This is a genomic window from Peribacillus simplex (assembly GCF_900156045.1).
Classification (GTDB): Bacteria; Bacillota; Bacilli; order Bacillales; family DSM-1321; genus Peribacillus; species Peribacillus simplex_D.
Genome location: NZ_FTMX01000002.1, coordinates 1 through 14,008, shown reverse-complemented (window position 1 = coordinate 14,008; position 14,008 = coordinate 1). Strand labels below are relative to the sequence as shown.

Annotated in this window: 12 protein-coding genes and 1 pseudogene; 10 read left to right on the top strand and 3 right to left on the bottom strand. The window is 40.3% G+C overall.

The genetic code is table 11. From position 1 onward, the window contains the following. The first annotated feature begins 18 nt into the window (after window positions 1-18). Window positions 19-1,953 carry a DNA mismatch repair endonuclease MutL gene (gene mutL, locus BW986_RS06585; RefSeq protein ID WP_076366390.1) on the top strand — a complete coding sequence of 645 codons (1,935 nt, stop codon included), beginning with the start codon at window positions 19-21 and terminating at the stop codon, window positions 1,951-1,953. Between the two features lie 1,286 nt (window positions 1,954-3,239). On the opposite strand, the gene BW986_RS06580 is transcribed toward mutL, so the two are convergent. Continuing rightward, entirely contained in the window at window positions 3,240-3,893 is a 654-nt protein-coding gene (locus BW986_RS06580; protein ID WP_076366388.1) for a cupin domain-containing protein, read from the bottom strand. Window positions 3,894-4,232: 339 nt separating this feature from the next. On the opposite strand from BW986_RS06580, the gene BW986_RS06575 reads away from it, so the two are divergent. The 4 genes from BW986_RS06575 to BW986_RS06560 all read left to right on the top strand — a co-directional run bounded on the left by BW986_RS06575 (window position 4,233) and on the right by BW986_RS06560 (window position 8,225). Beyond that, complete coding sequence (locus BW986_RS06575) at window positions 4,233-6,125, top strand: OPT family oligopeptide transporter (RefSeq protein ID WP_076366386.1); 1,893 nt, start codon at window positions 4,233-4,235, stop codon at window positions 6,123-6,125. Then, the gene (locus BW986_RS06570) at window positions 6,115-6,480 is read left to right on the top strand and encodes a PqqD family protein (RefSeq protein ID WP_081395528.1); all 366 of its coding nucleotides are present in this window, start codon (window positions 6,115-6,117) and stop codon (window positions 6,478-6,480) included. The genes BW986_RS06575 and BW986_RS06570 overlap by 11 nt, the downstream gene beginning before the upstream one ends. A 216-nt stretch (window positions 6,481-6,696) precedes the next feature. Then, complete coding sequence (locus BW986_RS06565; protein WP_076366382.1) at window positions 6,697-7,506, top strand: SDR family NAD(P)-dependent oxidoreductase; 810 nt, start codon at window positions 6,697-6,699, stop codon at window positions 7,504-7,506. A 110-nt stretch (window positions 7,507-7,616) separates the two neighbouring features. Continuing rightward, a complete protein-coding gene (locus BW986_RS06560) occupies window positions 7,617-8,225 on the top strand; it encodes a methyltransferase domain-containing protein (RefSeq protein WP_076366380.1) in 609 nt (202 codons plus the stop codon). 351 nt (window positions 8,226-8,576) lie between these two features. On the opposite strand, the gene BW986_RS06555 is transcribed toward BW986_RS06560, so the two are convergent. Next, window positions 8,577-9,293, bottom strand: a complete 717-nt coding sequence (locus BW986_RS06555; protein ID WP_076367883.1) for a GntR family transcriptional regulator — start codon at window positions 9,291-9,293, stop codon at window positions 8,577-8,579. Window positions 9,294-9,581: 288 nt separating this feature from the next. On the opposite strand from BW986_RS06555, the gene BW986_RS06550 reads away from it, so the two are divergent. From BW986_RS06550 to chbG, 5 genes are read left to right on the top strand one after another with little or no spacing between them, the layout of a single operon-like run. Further along, complete coding sequence (locus BW986_RS06550) at window positions 9,582-9,890, top strand: PTS sugar transporter subunit IIB (protein ID WP_076366378.1); 309 nt, start codon at window positions 9,582-9,584, stop codon at window positions 9,888-9,890. A gap of 4 nt (window positions 9,891-9,894) precedes the next feature. Further along, window positions 9,895-11,244 carry a PTS sugar transporter subunit IIC gene (locus BW986_RS06545; protein ID WP_076366376.1) on the top strand — a complete coding sequence of 450 codons (1,350 nt, stop codon included), beginning with the start codon at window positions 9,895-9,897 and terminating at the stop codon, window positions 11,242-11,244. A gap of 16 nt (window positions 11,245-11,260) precedes the next feature. Continuing rightward, a complete protein-coding gene (locus BW986_RS06540; protein ID WP_076367881.1) occupies window positions 11,261-11,608 on the top strand; it encodes a PTS sugar transporter subunit IIA in 348 nt (115 codons plus the stop codon). Continuing rightward, window positions 11,605-12,948 carry a 6-phospho-beta-glucosidase gene (locus BW986_RS06535; RefSeq protein ID WP_076366374.1) on the top strand — a complete coding sequence of 448 codons (1,344 nt, stop codon included), beginning with the start codon at window positions 11,605-11,607 and terminating at the stop codon, window positions 12,946-12,948. Before BW986_RS06540 ends, BW986_RS06535 begins: the two co-directional genes overlap by 4 nt. Next, window positions 12,945-13,676, top strand: coding sequence for a chitin disaccharide deacetylase (chbG, locus tag BW986_RS06530; protein ID WP_076366372.1), 732 nt, complete (start codon window positions 12,945-12,947; stop codon window positions 13,674-13,676). Before BW986_RS06535 ends, chbG begins: the two co-directional genes overlap by 4 nt. 77 nt (window positions 13,677-13,753) lie before the next feature. Here the strand turns inward: chbG and BW986_RS06525 are convergent. After that, window positions 13,754-14,008: pseudogene (locus BW986_RS06525) on the bottom strand (NAD(P)/FAD-dependent oxidoreductase); the annotation flags it as partial.

The following is a 14,008-nucleotide window of genomic DNA, read 5'->3' as shown; positions in this document are numbered from 1 at the left end:
TAAAGCGAGGCGATAAAAATGGGAAAAATCATACAGCTTGATGAGGCTTTATCTAATAAAATCGCAGCTGGCGAAGTTGTTGAACGCCCAGCCTCAGTCGTTAAGGAACTTGTGGAAAACGCAATAGATGCAAACAGTACCATTATAGAGATTGAATTGGTGGAGGCTGGACTTGGCTCCATTCGGATCGTGGATAACGGCGATGGGATTTTGGCTGACGACATAGAAGCGGCATTTAAACGCCACGCCACAAGTAAAATAAAAGATGAAAATGATCTTTTCCGAATTCGAACACTGGGCTTCCGCGGTGAAGCAATGCCCAGTATTGCTTCAGTTTCCCGTTTTGAAATGAAAAGCAGCACAGGCGAAGATGTGGGAACGCGCATACTTCTTGAAGGCGGCATGGTCAAGGAACTCGAGGCTTCATCCAGCCGGAAAGGAACGGATATCCTGGTTTCCGATTTGTTTTACAATACTCCTGCAAGGTTGAAATATATGAAAACCATTCATACCGAGCTAGGAAATATTACGGATGTCGCTAACAGGCTCGCACTTTCGCATCCGGATGTTTCCATACGGTTATCACACAACGAGAAGCGAATCCTGCATACGAATGGTAACGGTGATGTCAGGCAGGTGCTAGCCGCAATCTATGGTACGAATATTGCCAAAAAAATGATTCCGGTTCAGGCAAGCTCCTTGGACTTCAAATTATCCGGATATATCGTTATGCCTGAGGTCACCCGGGCTTCAAGGAATTATATTTCAACAATGATTAACGGCCGCTTCATTAAAAACTATGCGCTCGTGAAAGCAATCCTGGATGGGTACCATACACTTCTTCCAATTGGGCGTTTTCCAATTGCTTTGTTGAATATTGAAATGGATCCGATTCTTGTCGATGTCAATGTACATCCATCCAAAATGGAGGTAAGGCTCAGCAAGGAACTGGAATTGTATAGTCTTGTATCGGAAACGATTAAATCTTCGTTTAAAAAGATGACTCTAATACCAAGTGGATATACACCAAAGCCGGAACAGGTGAAAAGTGAGCAAACTACGCTGGAATTGGACCATGTTGTCGAAAGCGGCAAGCGGGTCCTTGAAGAAGCCAAGAAAGAAGCTTCACTCTTGAAGGACACCTTGATTCGGGAAAAGCAGGAACAAAAGAGTCACGTGGATCATAATGAAGATTTCAATCTTGAACCAATAAAGGAAATAATCTATAGCAATGAACAGCAGCAAATGGAAGATGCCCATATTCCGGTCTTACAAGTTGATGAAAGCAAACCGAATTACGAGTCAGCTGAAAAGTATACAACCTACACTGTCGAACAAGAGGATGAAATTGAGGTGAATGAACCGGATAGCCGCATCCCTCCCATGTACCCAATTGGGCAAATGCATGGTACCTATATTTTCGCCCAAAACGAAAAAGGTTTGTACATCATAGACCAACATGCTGCCCAGGAACGGATCAAATACGAATATTTTAAAGAAAAGGTCGGACGCGTTGAAAACGAGCTACAGGATATGCTGGTTCCCATCACCCTTGAATTTTCAACAGACCAATGCATCAGGATAAATGAATATCGTCATGAATTGGAAAAAGTCGGCGTCTATTTAGAAGAGTTTGGCTATAACGCCTATATTGTCCGATCGCATCCACAATGGTTCCCTAAAGGAATTGAACAGGAAATCCTTGAAGAAATGATAGAGCAATTGCTATCGATGAAAAAGGTCGACATCAAAAAATTGCGTGAAGAAGCAGCCATTATGATGAGCTGTAAAGCCTCAATAAAGGCAAACCGTCATCTGCGCAATGATGAAATCCAAGCACTATTGGACGAACTAAGGCGGACAACCGATCCCTTCACATGCCCACATGGAAGACCTATCATCATCTCTTATTCCATTTATGAAATGGAGAAAATGTTCAAGAGGATCATGTAATGAAAAGCAATGGAGAACCCTTATGTAATAGGGTCCTCCATTGCTTTTTTTGATGGTCAAGTAGAATATCAACTGTATCAGAAGAACAAGACGCACTGGGGCTATTTCAACAACTCCAAGTGCTGTCGGGACAGCTAAAAAGTTTGATATGAAAGTAATTGGATATAATGCTCCACCTAAAAATCCTAATGGTTATATTTCTTGCAAGTATAGAAAGGAAACAAAAATGACATCCGTGCAAACGCATACAGTCATTATACAAACAGTCGGCCTTACTGGCACTGATACGCTTAAAAGAATCCATTTCTGTAGGTTCAAGCCTCAAAATAAGTAATGCTTCAGTTCCAATTTTAAGCGAAGATGCTGGTCCATTTTTCATTATAGCAATTCTAAATGGGGTTTTCTTAGGGATGCAGATTATGATTTATAATAAAATTAAAGATTTTAAATTAAAAGAAACATTTTAGCAACTGTATGAAAAAAAGAAGACACAAATCCGTAATATAAAGGGTTCGATAAACGGACAATTATTCATTTTTCCTGTGATAAAGTGATAATATGAAAGTTTTGGAGAAGTCTTCTAAATAGCGCGAGTGTTTTTAGTTGTACACTATATTCCCTTTTATTGAATGAGTTGCTCGGAGTATGGCCGGGTGATCTTTCTTTTTGTTAACATTAATATAATTCAAAGAAAAATTTAAACGTACTGGAAATTGACAATCTTTTCATAATATTTATTCCTAGAGTTGGAAGGGAATACCCCCTAAGAAGTTTGTTTATAAAAGAAAAATTAAAGTTAGGTATTTCGTATCTGAAGAACATGTTAAAATGTAAAAACAAAATTCCAGAGTGTTACAAAGAGTCAGGCAGTTAAATTTTATAGAACTGGTTTCAACAACATCTTGAAAAGTGTAGGTTCCTTTTAAAGATAAGATAAGTTCTGGCCAATCACAAAATTGAAGTGAATGATCTGTTGTTATAAAGGGGAATCAATCAATTTGAAAATTTCTTATATTATAAGAAGAAACTCGGTAGAATATATATAAGAAAAGTAAATCTCAGTTGCCAAGTCTATGTTGGATTTTAATACCTATAAACAACATTGGGTGACACCATAATGAAAGATGTTGCGAAAGTATATGAGATCGGCTTTTTAAACGGGTCATGTAGTGAAAAGCAATGGAGAATCCTGATGTTATGGGGTTCTCCATTGCTTTTTTTCTTCCGATTTATTAGACGTCATCAATGAAGGTGTATACGCCTTGAACAGGCCATGGATAAGGTCATCAATAATAATAATATGGGGGGGTGGGCTGGAATTGATAGTTATATGCCGGGGCATTATACATTTGGTTAGCATAGTGATTATTATATTGGGGATATTGCTGCATGTCTTCTTCGGACGCTCGATGGCAGTTGGCTGGCGGACCGATGAATGTTGAGGGTTGAACCGGTGCAATCGCTTTTTTCCATTGGTTTTCATCCATGCAATACGTATGCGCCATAATATTTGCAGGTGTCAATTTCAAGATATCCGAACCTAGAATCACCTCAGGTGTCGGTGCATTAAAAATGGCCAGCAGGTGAGTATTATCCGTATTAGCCACTTCATAATGCCACCAACCTTGTGGAACGTTGGCTACTTGGCCAGGTTTAATGGGATAATTTTGGATTTGCTTAGTAAAAGGATTCAGTAATGAAACGGTTGCGGCTCCAGAAATGCAATACACTAGCTCTGCAGCATTTTGGTGATAATGCGGTTCTACGACATTATTTGAACTAAGGTAAATATCTAATAAAGAAACATTTTCGAGAGTGTTCAATTGTTTGATACCTAATATATTTATATAGTTTTGATTGTCTTTTTTCATTAAATTGCTTTTATTAATATCAAAAAAGTATTGTGTGGATGGTGAAGTATAGTCCATATAAGAGACCATGGATTTATCATTCCTTTTTTTAAGACTTGATTTTTCAGGATATGTTAGATCTCATTTTAATGTGCAATAACCCAGTGGGTTATTTGCTCATGGAGCTAATAAGGAGTGCTGATCAGTCATCGAATGAATGAAATACAATGATTTCATGTAACGAATAGGCCCATAACTGATGGTTATGAGATGAATGTTATTTTTATATAATTTAAAAGCGGAACCACTAATCTGATTATTGGATATAATCAGACTTTTAATAAGCAGAATTTTTCCATTGCGTGACTTTAAATTACAGTGATATAATGTTCTCTGTGATTTTAAAGTTTAACATAGGAAGTGGCTAAATTGTCGAACAATTCAAAAGAGAGTAAATTCGTCCCGTACGTATCTGCATCTAAATCTCTACCGGAATTGACTGCAACTGCAATCATTCTAGGGATCATTCTTGCAATCGTATTCGGGGCGGCAAATGCATACTTAGGCCTACTTATTGGTTTAACTGTCTCTGCTTCAATACCCGCAGCGGTAATTTCAATGGCTATCTTAAGAGGGGTTTTTCGCAGGGATTCAATATTAGAAAACAATATTGTGCAAACGATGACCACGGCAGGTGAGGCTATTGGTGCCGGTGCTGTATTTACCATACCAGCATTATTCATGTGGGACATGGACGTGAGTCAAGCGTTCATCATTTTCGTTGTATTAACTGGGGGATTTTTAGGGGTCTTCATGATGGTTCCCCTTCGCCAGCTTTTGATTGTAAGGGAACATGAAACATTACCATATCCTGAAGGTACGGCATGTGCCGAGGTCCTGAAGTCAGGAGAAAAGGGTGGTACAAGCGCGAAACTAATCGGAGCCGGTTTGGTTATCGGCGGTGTCGTTAAAGGGCTTGGTGATGGGTTTAAGCTTTTCAAGACAGAGGTTGAAACAGGAATCACGAATTTTAAAAATGCAGTGGTTGGTCTTGATGCCTTTCCTTCCCTTTTGGGTGTAGGTTATATTATTGGACCGCGTGTTGCAGGACAAATGCTAGGTGGGGGTTTATTAGCCTGGGTCGTTCTAATACCGGCCATCAGCTTTTTTGGCGGAAGCAATGGAACAGCCATTTTCCCTTCTGATGTACCGATAGGTGAATTGGATGCATGGGGAATTTGGGATAATTATATACGCTATATTGGTGCTGGTGCCGTGGCAACTGGCGGATTGATCACATTGATCAAAACATTACCAATACTTTTCAGTTCGGTTTTTGATACTCTTAAAGGCGTAAAAGCCAATAAAGGACAACTAAAATCAGGTTCGATCCGTACAGAAAAAGACATGCCGGCTAAATACGTTTGGTTGGGAACGATCATCGTAATTTTAATCATTGCTTTCACACCTATAACAGATGTCGGAATCATCGGTGCGATTGCAATTGCGATTTTTGGATTTTTATTCGTGACAGTGGCTTCAAGGGTTGTTGGAATCGTCGGAAGTTCTTCTTCCCCTGTTTCTGGAATGACGATAGCTACACTGTTGATTGTGGCCATTGTCTATAAAGCTACTGGTTTTACTGGTACGACTGGAATGGTAGCCGCATTAACCGTCGCTGCGATCATTTGTACAGCACTTGCGGTTTCAGGTGATGTTTCACAAGATCTAAAAACAGGATATATCGTCGGCGGGACACCATGGAAACAACAAGTTGCCATGATGATCGGTGTTGTTGCTTCCGCTTCCGTAATTGGTTTTATCCTGGTTCTGATGGATAATGCCTATACGATGGGATCTGCAGAACTACCTGCACCTAAAGCGGCACTAATGAAAATACTTGCTGAAGGTGTTCTAGGGGGGGATTTACCTTGGACCCTCATCTTTATCGGTGCAGCTATTTCCATCACATTAGAATTTTTCGGTCTGAATTCACTTGTTGTTGCAGTCGGCATTTACTTGCCGGTTCATACTAGTGCCCCAATCATGGTCGGTGGATTTATTCGATTCTTCGTTGAGTTCTTCTCGAAAACAAAAGAAGCGCTTAAAGCACGGGTTGATAGAGGTGTATTATTTGCTTCTGGTTTAATAGCAGGTGAATCATTGATTGGTGTTCTTATTGCCATATTAATCGCAGCAGGTGTTCAAGTTCCGGCTGCGGCTAAATTAGCCAGCAATTTGCTGCCATTCTTACTATTCCTTGCTCTTGCTGGATTGCTTTGGTTCGTATCCAGCAAAGGGAAAAAAGAAGATGCTTCGTAAACGCCAATCAAAAAAGAGGAACCTGTTAACTATGGTTCCCCTTTTGGAAAGACGCGTCACTATGGTACATGAATCTTCGGAAGCAACTTTTCTGGTCATTCAAAGGACCAATTTTGTGGAACGAATTACAATTCGTTTCTTTAAACAGCCATCAGTCCGTAAAATCAAGCTTGATAAGTTTGGGGCATATGCCATTAAACAGATGCAGTTCCAAAGGAATGTAAATCAGATTTCTGAAGCGATGAGTGAACATTTTGGTGAGGAAGCAGAGCCAGCCTTACCGCGGTTGATGAAATTTCTGGAAATTCTTGAGGCTCATGATTGGATCATATGGGATGATGAAGAAGAAAAATGAAAAAAAGCTGAAGCTCTTTTTGATGCTTCAGCTTTTTTCTGTTTTGGATTTGAAAACAAGATTTTCATTAGGTTCATGACATTTTAATCATCTCCATTTTACAAAAATGGAATGAGAGTATAATTATTTGTAATAACTTTATAAACATTGTATTCTTGTACCGTTAGTCATGAGTAATAACAGTAATATTCAATTTTGAAGAGCAGGTGGGTTATTATGGGAAGAGTACAAGGTAAAGTAGCATTAGTGACAGGTGGAGCTTCAGGTATAGGATTATCCATATCCACACTAATGGCTAAAGAAGGCGCAAAAGTCGTGATTGCTGATTTTAATGAAGCAGGAGCAAAGGAAGCGGCCGAAAACATTAAAAAACAAGGTGGGGAAGCGGCAGGAGTATTCTTGGATGCTGGACTAGCAGATTCTATCCAGGCAGCAGTCGACTTTACAATTGAACAATATGGAACGGTTACGGTACTTGTTAATAATGTGGGTTTAACTAATCTGCATAAAGATCTGGATGTCGTGAATTTAGATTTGGAAGAATGGGACCGACTTATGGATGTGAATTTAAAAAGTGTCCTCTTGGGAAGCAGGTTTGCGATTCCTCACATGATTAAAGCGGGAGGGGGTTCGATAATCAATACGGCCTCCATGGCTGGATTTACAGGTGACTCCGTACGATCTGCATATGGTGCGTCCAAAGCGGGGGTAGTGAATTTGACTCGTTATATCGCTGCACAGTATGGTAAAGATCATATTCGTTGTAATGGAGTGGCACCGGGCCTTATTTTAACTCCTGCAGCGAAAAATAATATGCCTCCTGCCGTACTCGATATTTTTGCCAAATTTAATGCATTGCCATATCATGGTGATGCGGATGATATAGGTTATACCGTTCTATTCCTTGCTTCTGACGAGTCCAAATTCATTACAGGTCAGACGATCCAAGTGGAAGGCGGTCATTATATATCCAACCCAAGCATCTCTGATTTTAATGATTATGTAACTAAAGCAAAATCCAATTAATTGTCTGGACATTCTTATATCAAAACCTTACCCTGGATAAGATCAAGCTTATCCGGGGTTTTCAGTTAGGAAGACCTATATTTAAAAACATGAAGCAGGTGCAAATAACAATGGAAGAAACGAATTATGATGAAATGCTCAACATCAGGACGGTAGGCGAACAAAAAAATTTCAATGATTCTTTGCATTATCACCGCTACGAACCTACGCCATACAGTGCATTAGAACATTTATTCAAAAAATATGCTCTGAAAAGAGATGATCGCATTGTGGATTTTGGCTGCGGTAAAGGACGCTTGAATTTTTTTATCCATCACTTATTTCAATCAGCCGTGGTTGGCGTGGAGATGAATGAAAATTTCTATAAAGAAGCGATCGAGAATCTGAATGGCTACATGAAGAAAAGGAAAAACAACAATGGCAATATAGAATTCCGCTGTTGCTTGGCAGAAGAATATGATATTGATACGAAAGACAATCGTTTTTATTTTTTTAATCCGTTCTCTGTACAGATTTTCATGAAAATCATCAATAACATTTTGCTTTCCTTTGAAAAAGAACCGCGCCAAATCGAACTTATATTTTTTTATGCTTCACAGGATTATATTTTTTTCCTCGAAAATCAAACCGCCTTCGAGCTGAAAAACGAAGTGATGTTACCTGGCTTGACTGAATCTAATCCTTTTGAGAAATTCGTCATATACGAATTGTTGAATTGAATGGATACTCGTTTTTTTGTGATGATCAAGTAAATATAAAAAAACACCGAAGCAAGCAATCATTGGTGCTTGCTTGCAATGAGTGAAGCCATTAAAGGAAATTCTCTCCCTTTCCGCCGACTGTCTGCAGAGCCTCATCAAAGCAAGCATCCAGCGGAGTCTTGTCGTCAGGAGTATCGCAAATTACTTCAATCTTGTGAGAGTTTCCATCAGTAAAAAATGTCTCCTTTTAAAAATCATGATTCGGTGTGAGAGTTCCGAATTAGAATCAATTTGCCGTATAAAAAGTATATTGAAAGAAGACGGATGCCTTAATTAATAAGGCATCCGTCTTCTTTTATATATTTATAATCAATAGTTCCGCTCGATGACAAAGTGTGCACGATCGCCTCTAAAGAGAGTTTTAGAGAATTCAATGACCGATCCATCATTCTCATATGTGTAAGTTTCTAATGAAAAACAAGGTGAGCCGCTCGGTACATCCAATTTATCAGAAATGGAATCGTCGGCAAGTGAAAACTCCAAGTGTTCGACGGTTTTTTTTACTTTTAAATTGAATTGTGTTTCAAGTACTTTAAAGAGTGATTTTTCGCAGGCTTCGATATTAAGCCCGGGTGTTTTATACCAAGGGAGAAAGGCAATTTCATATTGAAGGGGGATGTCGTTTACGTAACGTATCCGTTCCAGTTTGTTTACGGGGTCTCCAATATTTTGTTTGAAAAGCTTGGCAAGGGTAGCGTTTGCTTCAATCACCTTTAAGCTAATGACCTTTGTAGAAGGGTTTTTACCTTGCATCGTGACTTGCTCAGAGAATTTTTCAACCGTGCTTGAAAGAAATTGCTTCACTTTATTCTCCGCAACGAAAGTCCCTTTGCCTTGGACACGGTAGATGTAGCCTTCGACGTTCAATTGCTGTAAGGCCGTACGAACTGTTGTCCTGCTTACTCCGTATATTTTACAAAATTCAGCCTCAGTCGGTAATTTTGTATTTGGTTGATATTCGCCATTTTTTATGAGATCGATAATCGATTCCTTGACTATGGAATGCAATGCCGCTTCTTTATTCATGGTCTCCACAGTGATTCCTCCTATGTTCATTCCCAATCTATACATATAGATTATCTCGGATAAGTTCAATAATCAACTTTAAATCGAAAATTTGTAGTAACAAATTAAAAATTGTGTTGATATTTTCTTGATTTGTAACTACAATGTATGTATAGGGTAATAATGCCCATTTCATATAGCCTTTCAAAGGGAAGTGATAAGACAAAGCAACATCGATTATTACAAAAATGCGGTTTAGTCTTACTTAAAAATACTGAATAATCAATCATTAAAAGGGGGGTAATTTCAATGAATATCTTATTATGTTGTTCTGCGGGAATGTCTACTAGTTTATTAGTTACCAAGATGGAGGAAAGCGCTAAAAAACAAGGGATCGAATGTCGTATATGGGCTGTGGGTTCTACAGAAGTGAACAATGAAATAGATAAGGCCGATGTGATTTTATTAGGTCCGCAGGTTAGATATCTTCTTTCCAAGTTACAGGAAGCGGGGAAAGAAAAGGGTATTCCAGTCGCAACCATCAATCCAATGTTCTATGGACTATGTAATGGTGAAGAAGTACTGAAACAAGCCACTACTTTAATAAAAGGAGAATAAGGATATGATGACTTTTATTGATAAGTATATTATGCCTGGGGCGGTAAAGGTAGGAAATAACCGGCATTTGCTTGCAATTCGTGACGCATTGATTGGAATGATAGCGATTACAATGATTGGATCATTCGCCGTCCTGTTTAATAATCTCGGGCAAGTCATCAAGCCTTACGGAAGAATTATGGAGGCCATCTTCGGTCCTGCATGGAATACGCTGGGTGGTGATATTTGGTTTGGAACCTTTGCATTCATGACGGTATTCGCTGTATTCGGCATCTCTTATAAATTAGCACGATCATACGGTGACGATGGTTTTGAAGCGATGCTGGTTTCAGCCGCCTGTTTCTTCTTATTATTGCCTCAAATCGGAAATGTCACTTTAACCATCGATGATAAGGATGTAACAGGTGGGGCGTGGGGTTTTGTAAGCGTTAACTATTTTAATGCTACAGCCTTATTTACAGGAATTGTCGTTGCCTTAATTGCCACTGAAATCTTTGTGAGACTTTCACGAGTGAAATATTTAGTCATCAAGCTGCCTGACGGAGTACCCCCAGCGGTAGCACGTTCATTTGCAAAGTTAGTGCCGGGTATGGCGACGATCTTTATCGCTGGTGTATTCGGACTGCTATTCCGTAAAGTTACGGATGGGCAGGTACTGAATGACTGGCTTAGTAAAGTGATTGTATCTCCATTGCAAAGTGCAGTAGATTCATTGCCATTCGCTATTTTACTAGTATTTCTTGTTCATTTATTATGGATGATCGGTTTGCATGGACCGAATATCCTCGGCGGGATAACGACACCGCTTTTTGAAAGTTCAGGAGTGAAAAATATCGATTTATATGCAAAAGGCGTCAAAGACATGGATCAATACGGGGTATTGGCGGGTTCTTTCTTGGATGCATTTGTTTATTTAGGCGGATCTGGTGCAACATTGGGCCTGATCATTGCAATGATCATTGCCGGTCGGAAACGCTATAAACAGATGATTGCACTCGGAGGGGCACCAGGAGTGTTCCAGATTAACGAACCCATTCTTTTCGGATTGCCTATCGTTCTGAATCCAATGTGGTTCATCCCATTTGTTCTCGGCCCGGTAATTACAACGGTGATCTCTTATATCGCGGTAAGCAGCGGAATGGTTTTCCCGATCGTCGCTAAGATTCCTTGGGTTACCCCTCCCATCGTGGGTGGATTCCTGGCCACTGGCGGGCATATGTCCGGAGCGGTCCTGGCTGCAATCAACTTAGTCATTTCAACAGCGATTTATTTACCATTCGTTTATGCTCAAGTGAAGATAGACACCAAAAATAAAACAGAGCTTACAAAAGATTCAGAAACGCTAAGCGTTTAAGAAAGTAGTGATGAAAATGGAAAAAGAAGAATTATACCAACTATCCTTTCAATTGATTTTATATAGCGGGAATGCGAGAAGCTTTGCAATGGAAGCGATGCAGGAAGCAAAGAAAAGGAATTTTGATGCTGCTCGCGTGAAAATAGCCGAGGCTGAAACGGAATTACTGCAAGCCCATAAATACCAAACCCAATTAATCCATGCTGAGGCGGGCGGGGACCAATTTGATCTTCCCATTATCCTGGTGCATGCACAAGATCATTTAATGACAGCGATGACTATAAAGGATCTTGCAATTGAAATGATTGATCTACGCGAAGAATTCTTACATGCAGATGCTGTGAAGGAGAGGACTGCTGAATGAGCAAGGGGTTGAAGATTGTCACGATTGGCGGAGGTTCGAGCTATACGCCTGAACTGATCGAAGGCTTCATCAAATATCATGAAAAACTTCCTGTGAGTGAAATTTGGCTTGTGGACATTGATGCGGGAAAGGAAAAGCTAGAAATTGTCGGGAATTTGGCAAAAAGGATGATTGAAAAGGCTGGTGTGAATATTGAAGTCCATCTCACGCTAGACAGAAAGAAAGCGCTTAAAGGCGCTGATTATGTAACAACCCAGCTGCGGGTTGGCCAGCTCGCAGCAAGGGCACTTGATGAAAAGATACCATTGAAACACGGAGTGATCGGACAGGAGACGAACGGACCAGGCGGGCTTTTCAAGGCTTTTAGAACGATTCCCGTCATTCTGGATATTGCTCATGAAATGGAGGAATTATGTCCGGAAGCATGGCTGATTAACTTCACGAATCCTGCAGGAATGGTAACGGAAGCAGTTCTGCGTCACAGTAATATTTCCAAAATCATCGGCCTTTGCAATGTGCCGATTGGTATGGAACGAGGTGTTGCGGATTTAATGGATGTAGAGCCATCAAGAGTCCGGATCGACTTTGCTGGCTTGAACCATATGGTTTACGGCTTGGATGTATTCGTTGATGGCGAGAGTGTCAAAGATCAAATCATCCATTTGATTACAGATCCATCTAAAGCTGTAACGATGAAGAATATCCATGCAATGGGCTGGGAACCGGAATTTCTAAGAGCGTTAAACCTGTTTCCGTGTCCATACCACAACTACTATTATAAAACGGGAGATGTGCTAGCCCAAGAGTTGGAGGATGCAGAAAAAGGGGAAACGCGTGCAGAGGTCGTTCAAAGACTTGAAACAGGTTTATTCGAGCTATACAAAGACAAGGATCTGGCTATCAAGCCGCCGCAGCTTGAAGAGCGCGGAGGTGCGTACTACAGTGATGCTGCTGTGCGGTTGATTTGCTCGATGCATACAGATAAGCGAGATATTCAAGCGGTAAATACCGTAAACCACGGTGCGATTGAAGGCATCCCCTATGGCTCGGCGATTGAAACCAGTTGTGTGATAACTAAGGATGGTCCTAAGCCAATCAATGTAGGTGAGCTTCCTGTCGCAGTCCGCGGTTTAATTCAGCAAATCAAATCCTTTGAAAGGGTAGCCATCGAAGCTGCAATTACAGGGGACTATGATACTGCGCTGCTTGCCATGACGATCAATCCACTCGTTCCAAGTGATCGGGTTGCAAAACTTATCTTAGACGAAATGCTAGAGGCGCATAAAGATTATTTGCCGCAGTTTTTTGAAAAAAAGGAGTTGCAGGATAATTTATCATGATTGAAGTCCTTGTAAATGCAGATGATTTCGGGTTAACTAAAGCGGTGAATTATGGGATTTTGGATAGCCACAAATATGGAATTGTCAATTCGGCAACGATCATGATGAATGCTAAAGCAACGGAGCATGCAATTGAAATCGCAAAGAAGACACCTTCATTGAAGGTAGGTATACACTTAGTGCTGACATGGGGTAAACCTTTATTGAATGATGTTCCGAGTTTAGTTGACGAATCTGGTTTTTTTAAAAAGCAAGGGGTGATATATGGGGACCCTGCTGGTATTTCCTTGAGGGAATTGGAGAGGGAGTGGTCAGCACAAATCGAAAGATTCTTGGAATTTGGTCTATTTCCGACTCATTTTGACAGCCATCATCATGTACACGGGATCACAGCATTTCTACCTGTAATAAAAAAGCTGTCTGATAAATACAGATTGCCAGTGCGAAATGCCGGAAGGCACCTGGCTGGGATTCAAACCGTTACAGATGTATTCCTGGATGATTTTTATGGAGATATGGTGGTTGAAGATTATTTTCAAAACTTGAAGGGGAGGGTAACGGATGGGGCAAGCGTGGAGATCATGACCCATCCTGCTTATATGGATGAAGAATTAATGGAAGTCTCCTCTTATAATGATAAACGCTTGAAAGAAACCCGGATTTTGACTAATGCAAAATTACCTGAGGGATTTTCCCTTAGATACAGCATTAACCAAGTTAAGATTTGATTTCTTTAATTACAAGAGAGGACCATTCATCAATGATGAATGGTCCTTTTAAATTCAATGAGTGCTATATCTAAAAATTAATAAGCTAGGCTGAATAGGGCCTTGATGTGTGATAGATAGCGAACATTACTTGCTTCTTTCATCAATGTAGCCGGCAGGCCTTTAAGGGAAGTGTTATTGGCCCCAACGGTTGCCACCGCGTCCTTACGGCCAAGGCTCGCAAGTGTACCTGAGTTCACAGGTGCAAATTCTTCAAGTTTCTTGCCTTCAAATGCTGCATATAGGTTGTATCCAACAAGCTCACCCATTTGCCAAGCATTTTGTGCAGTAGG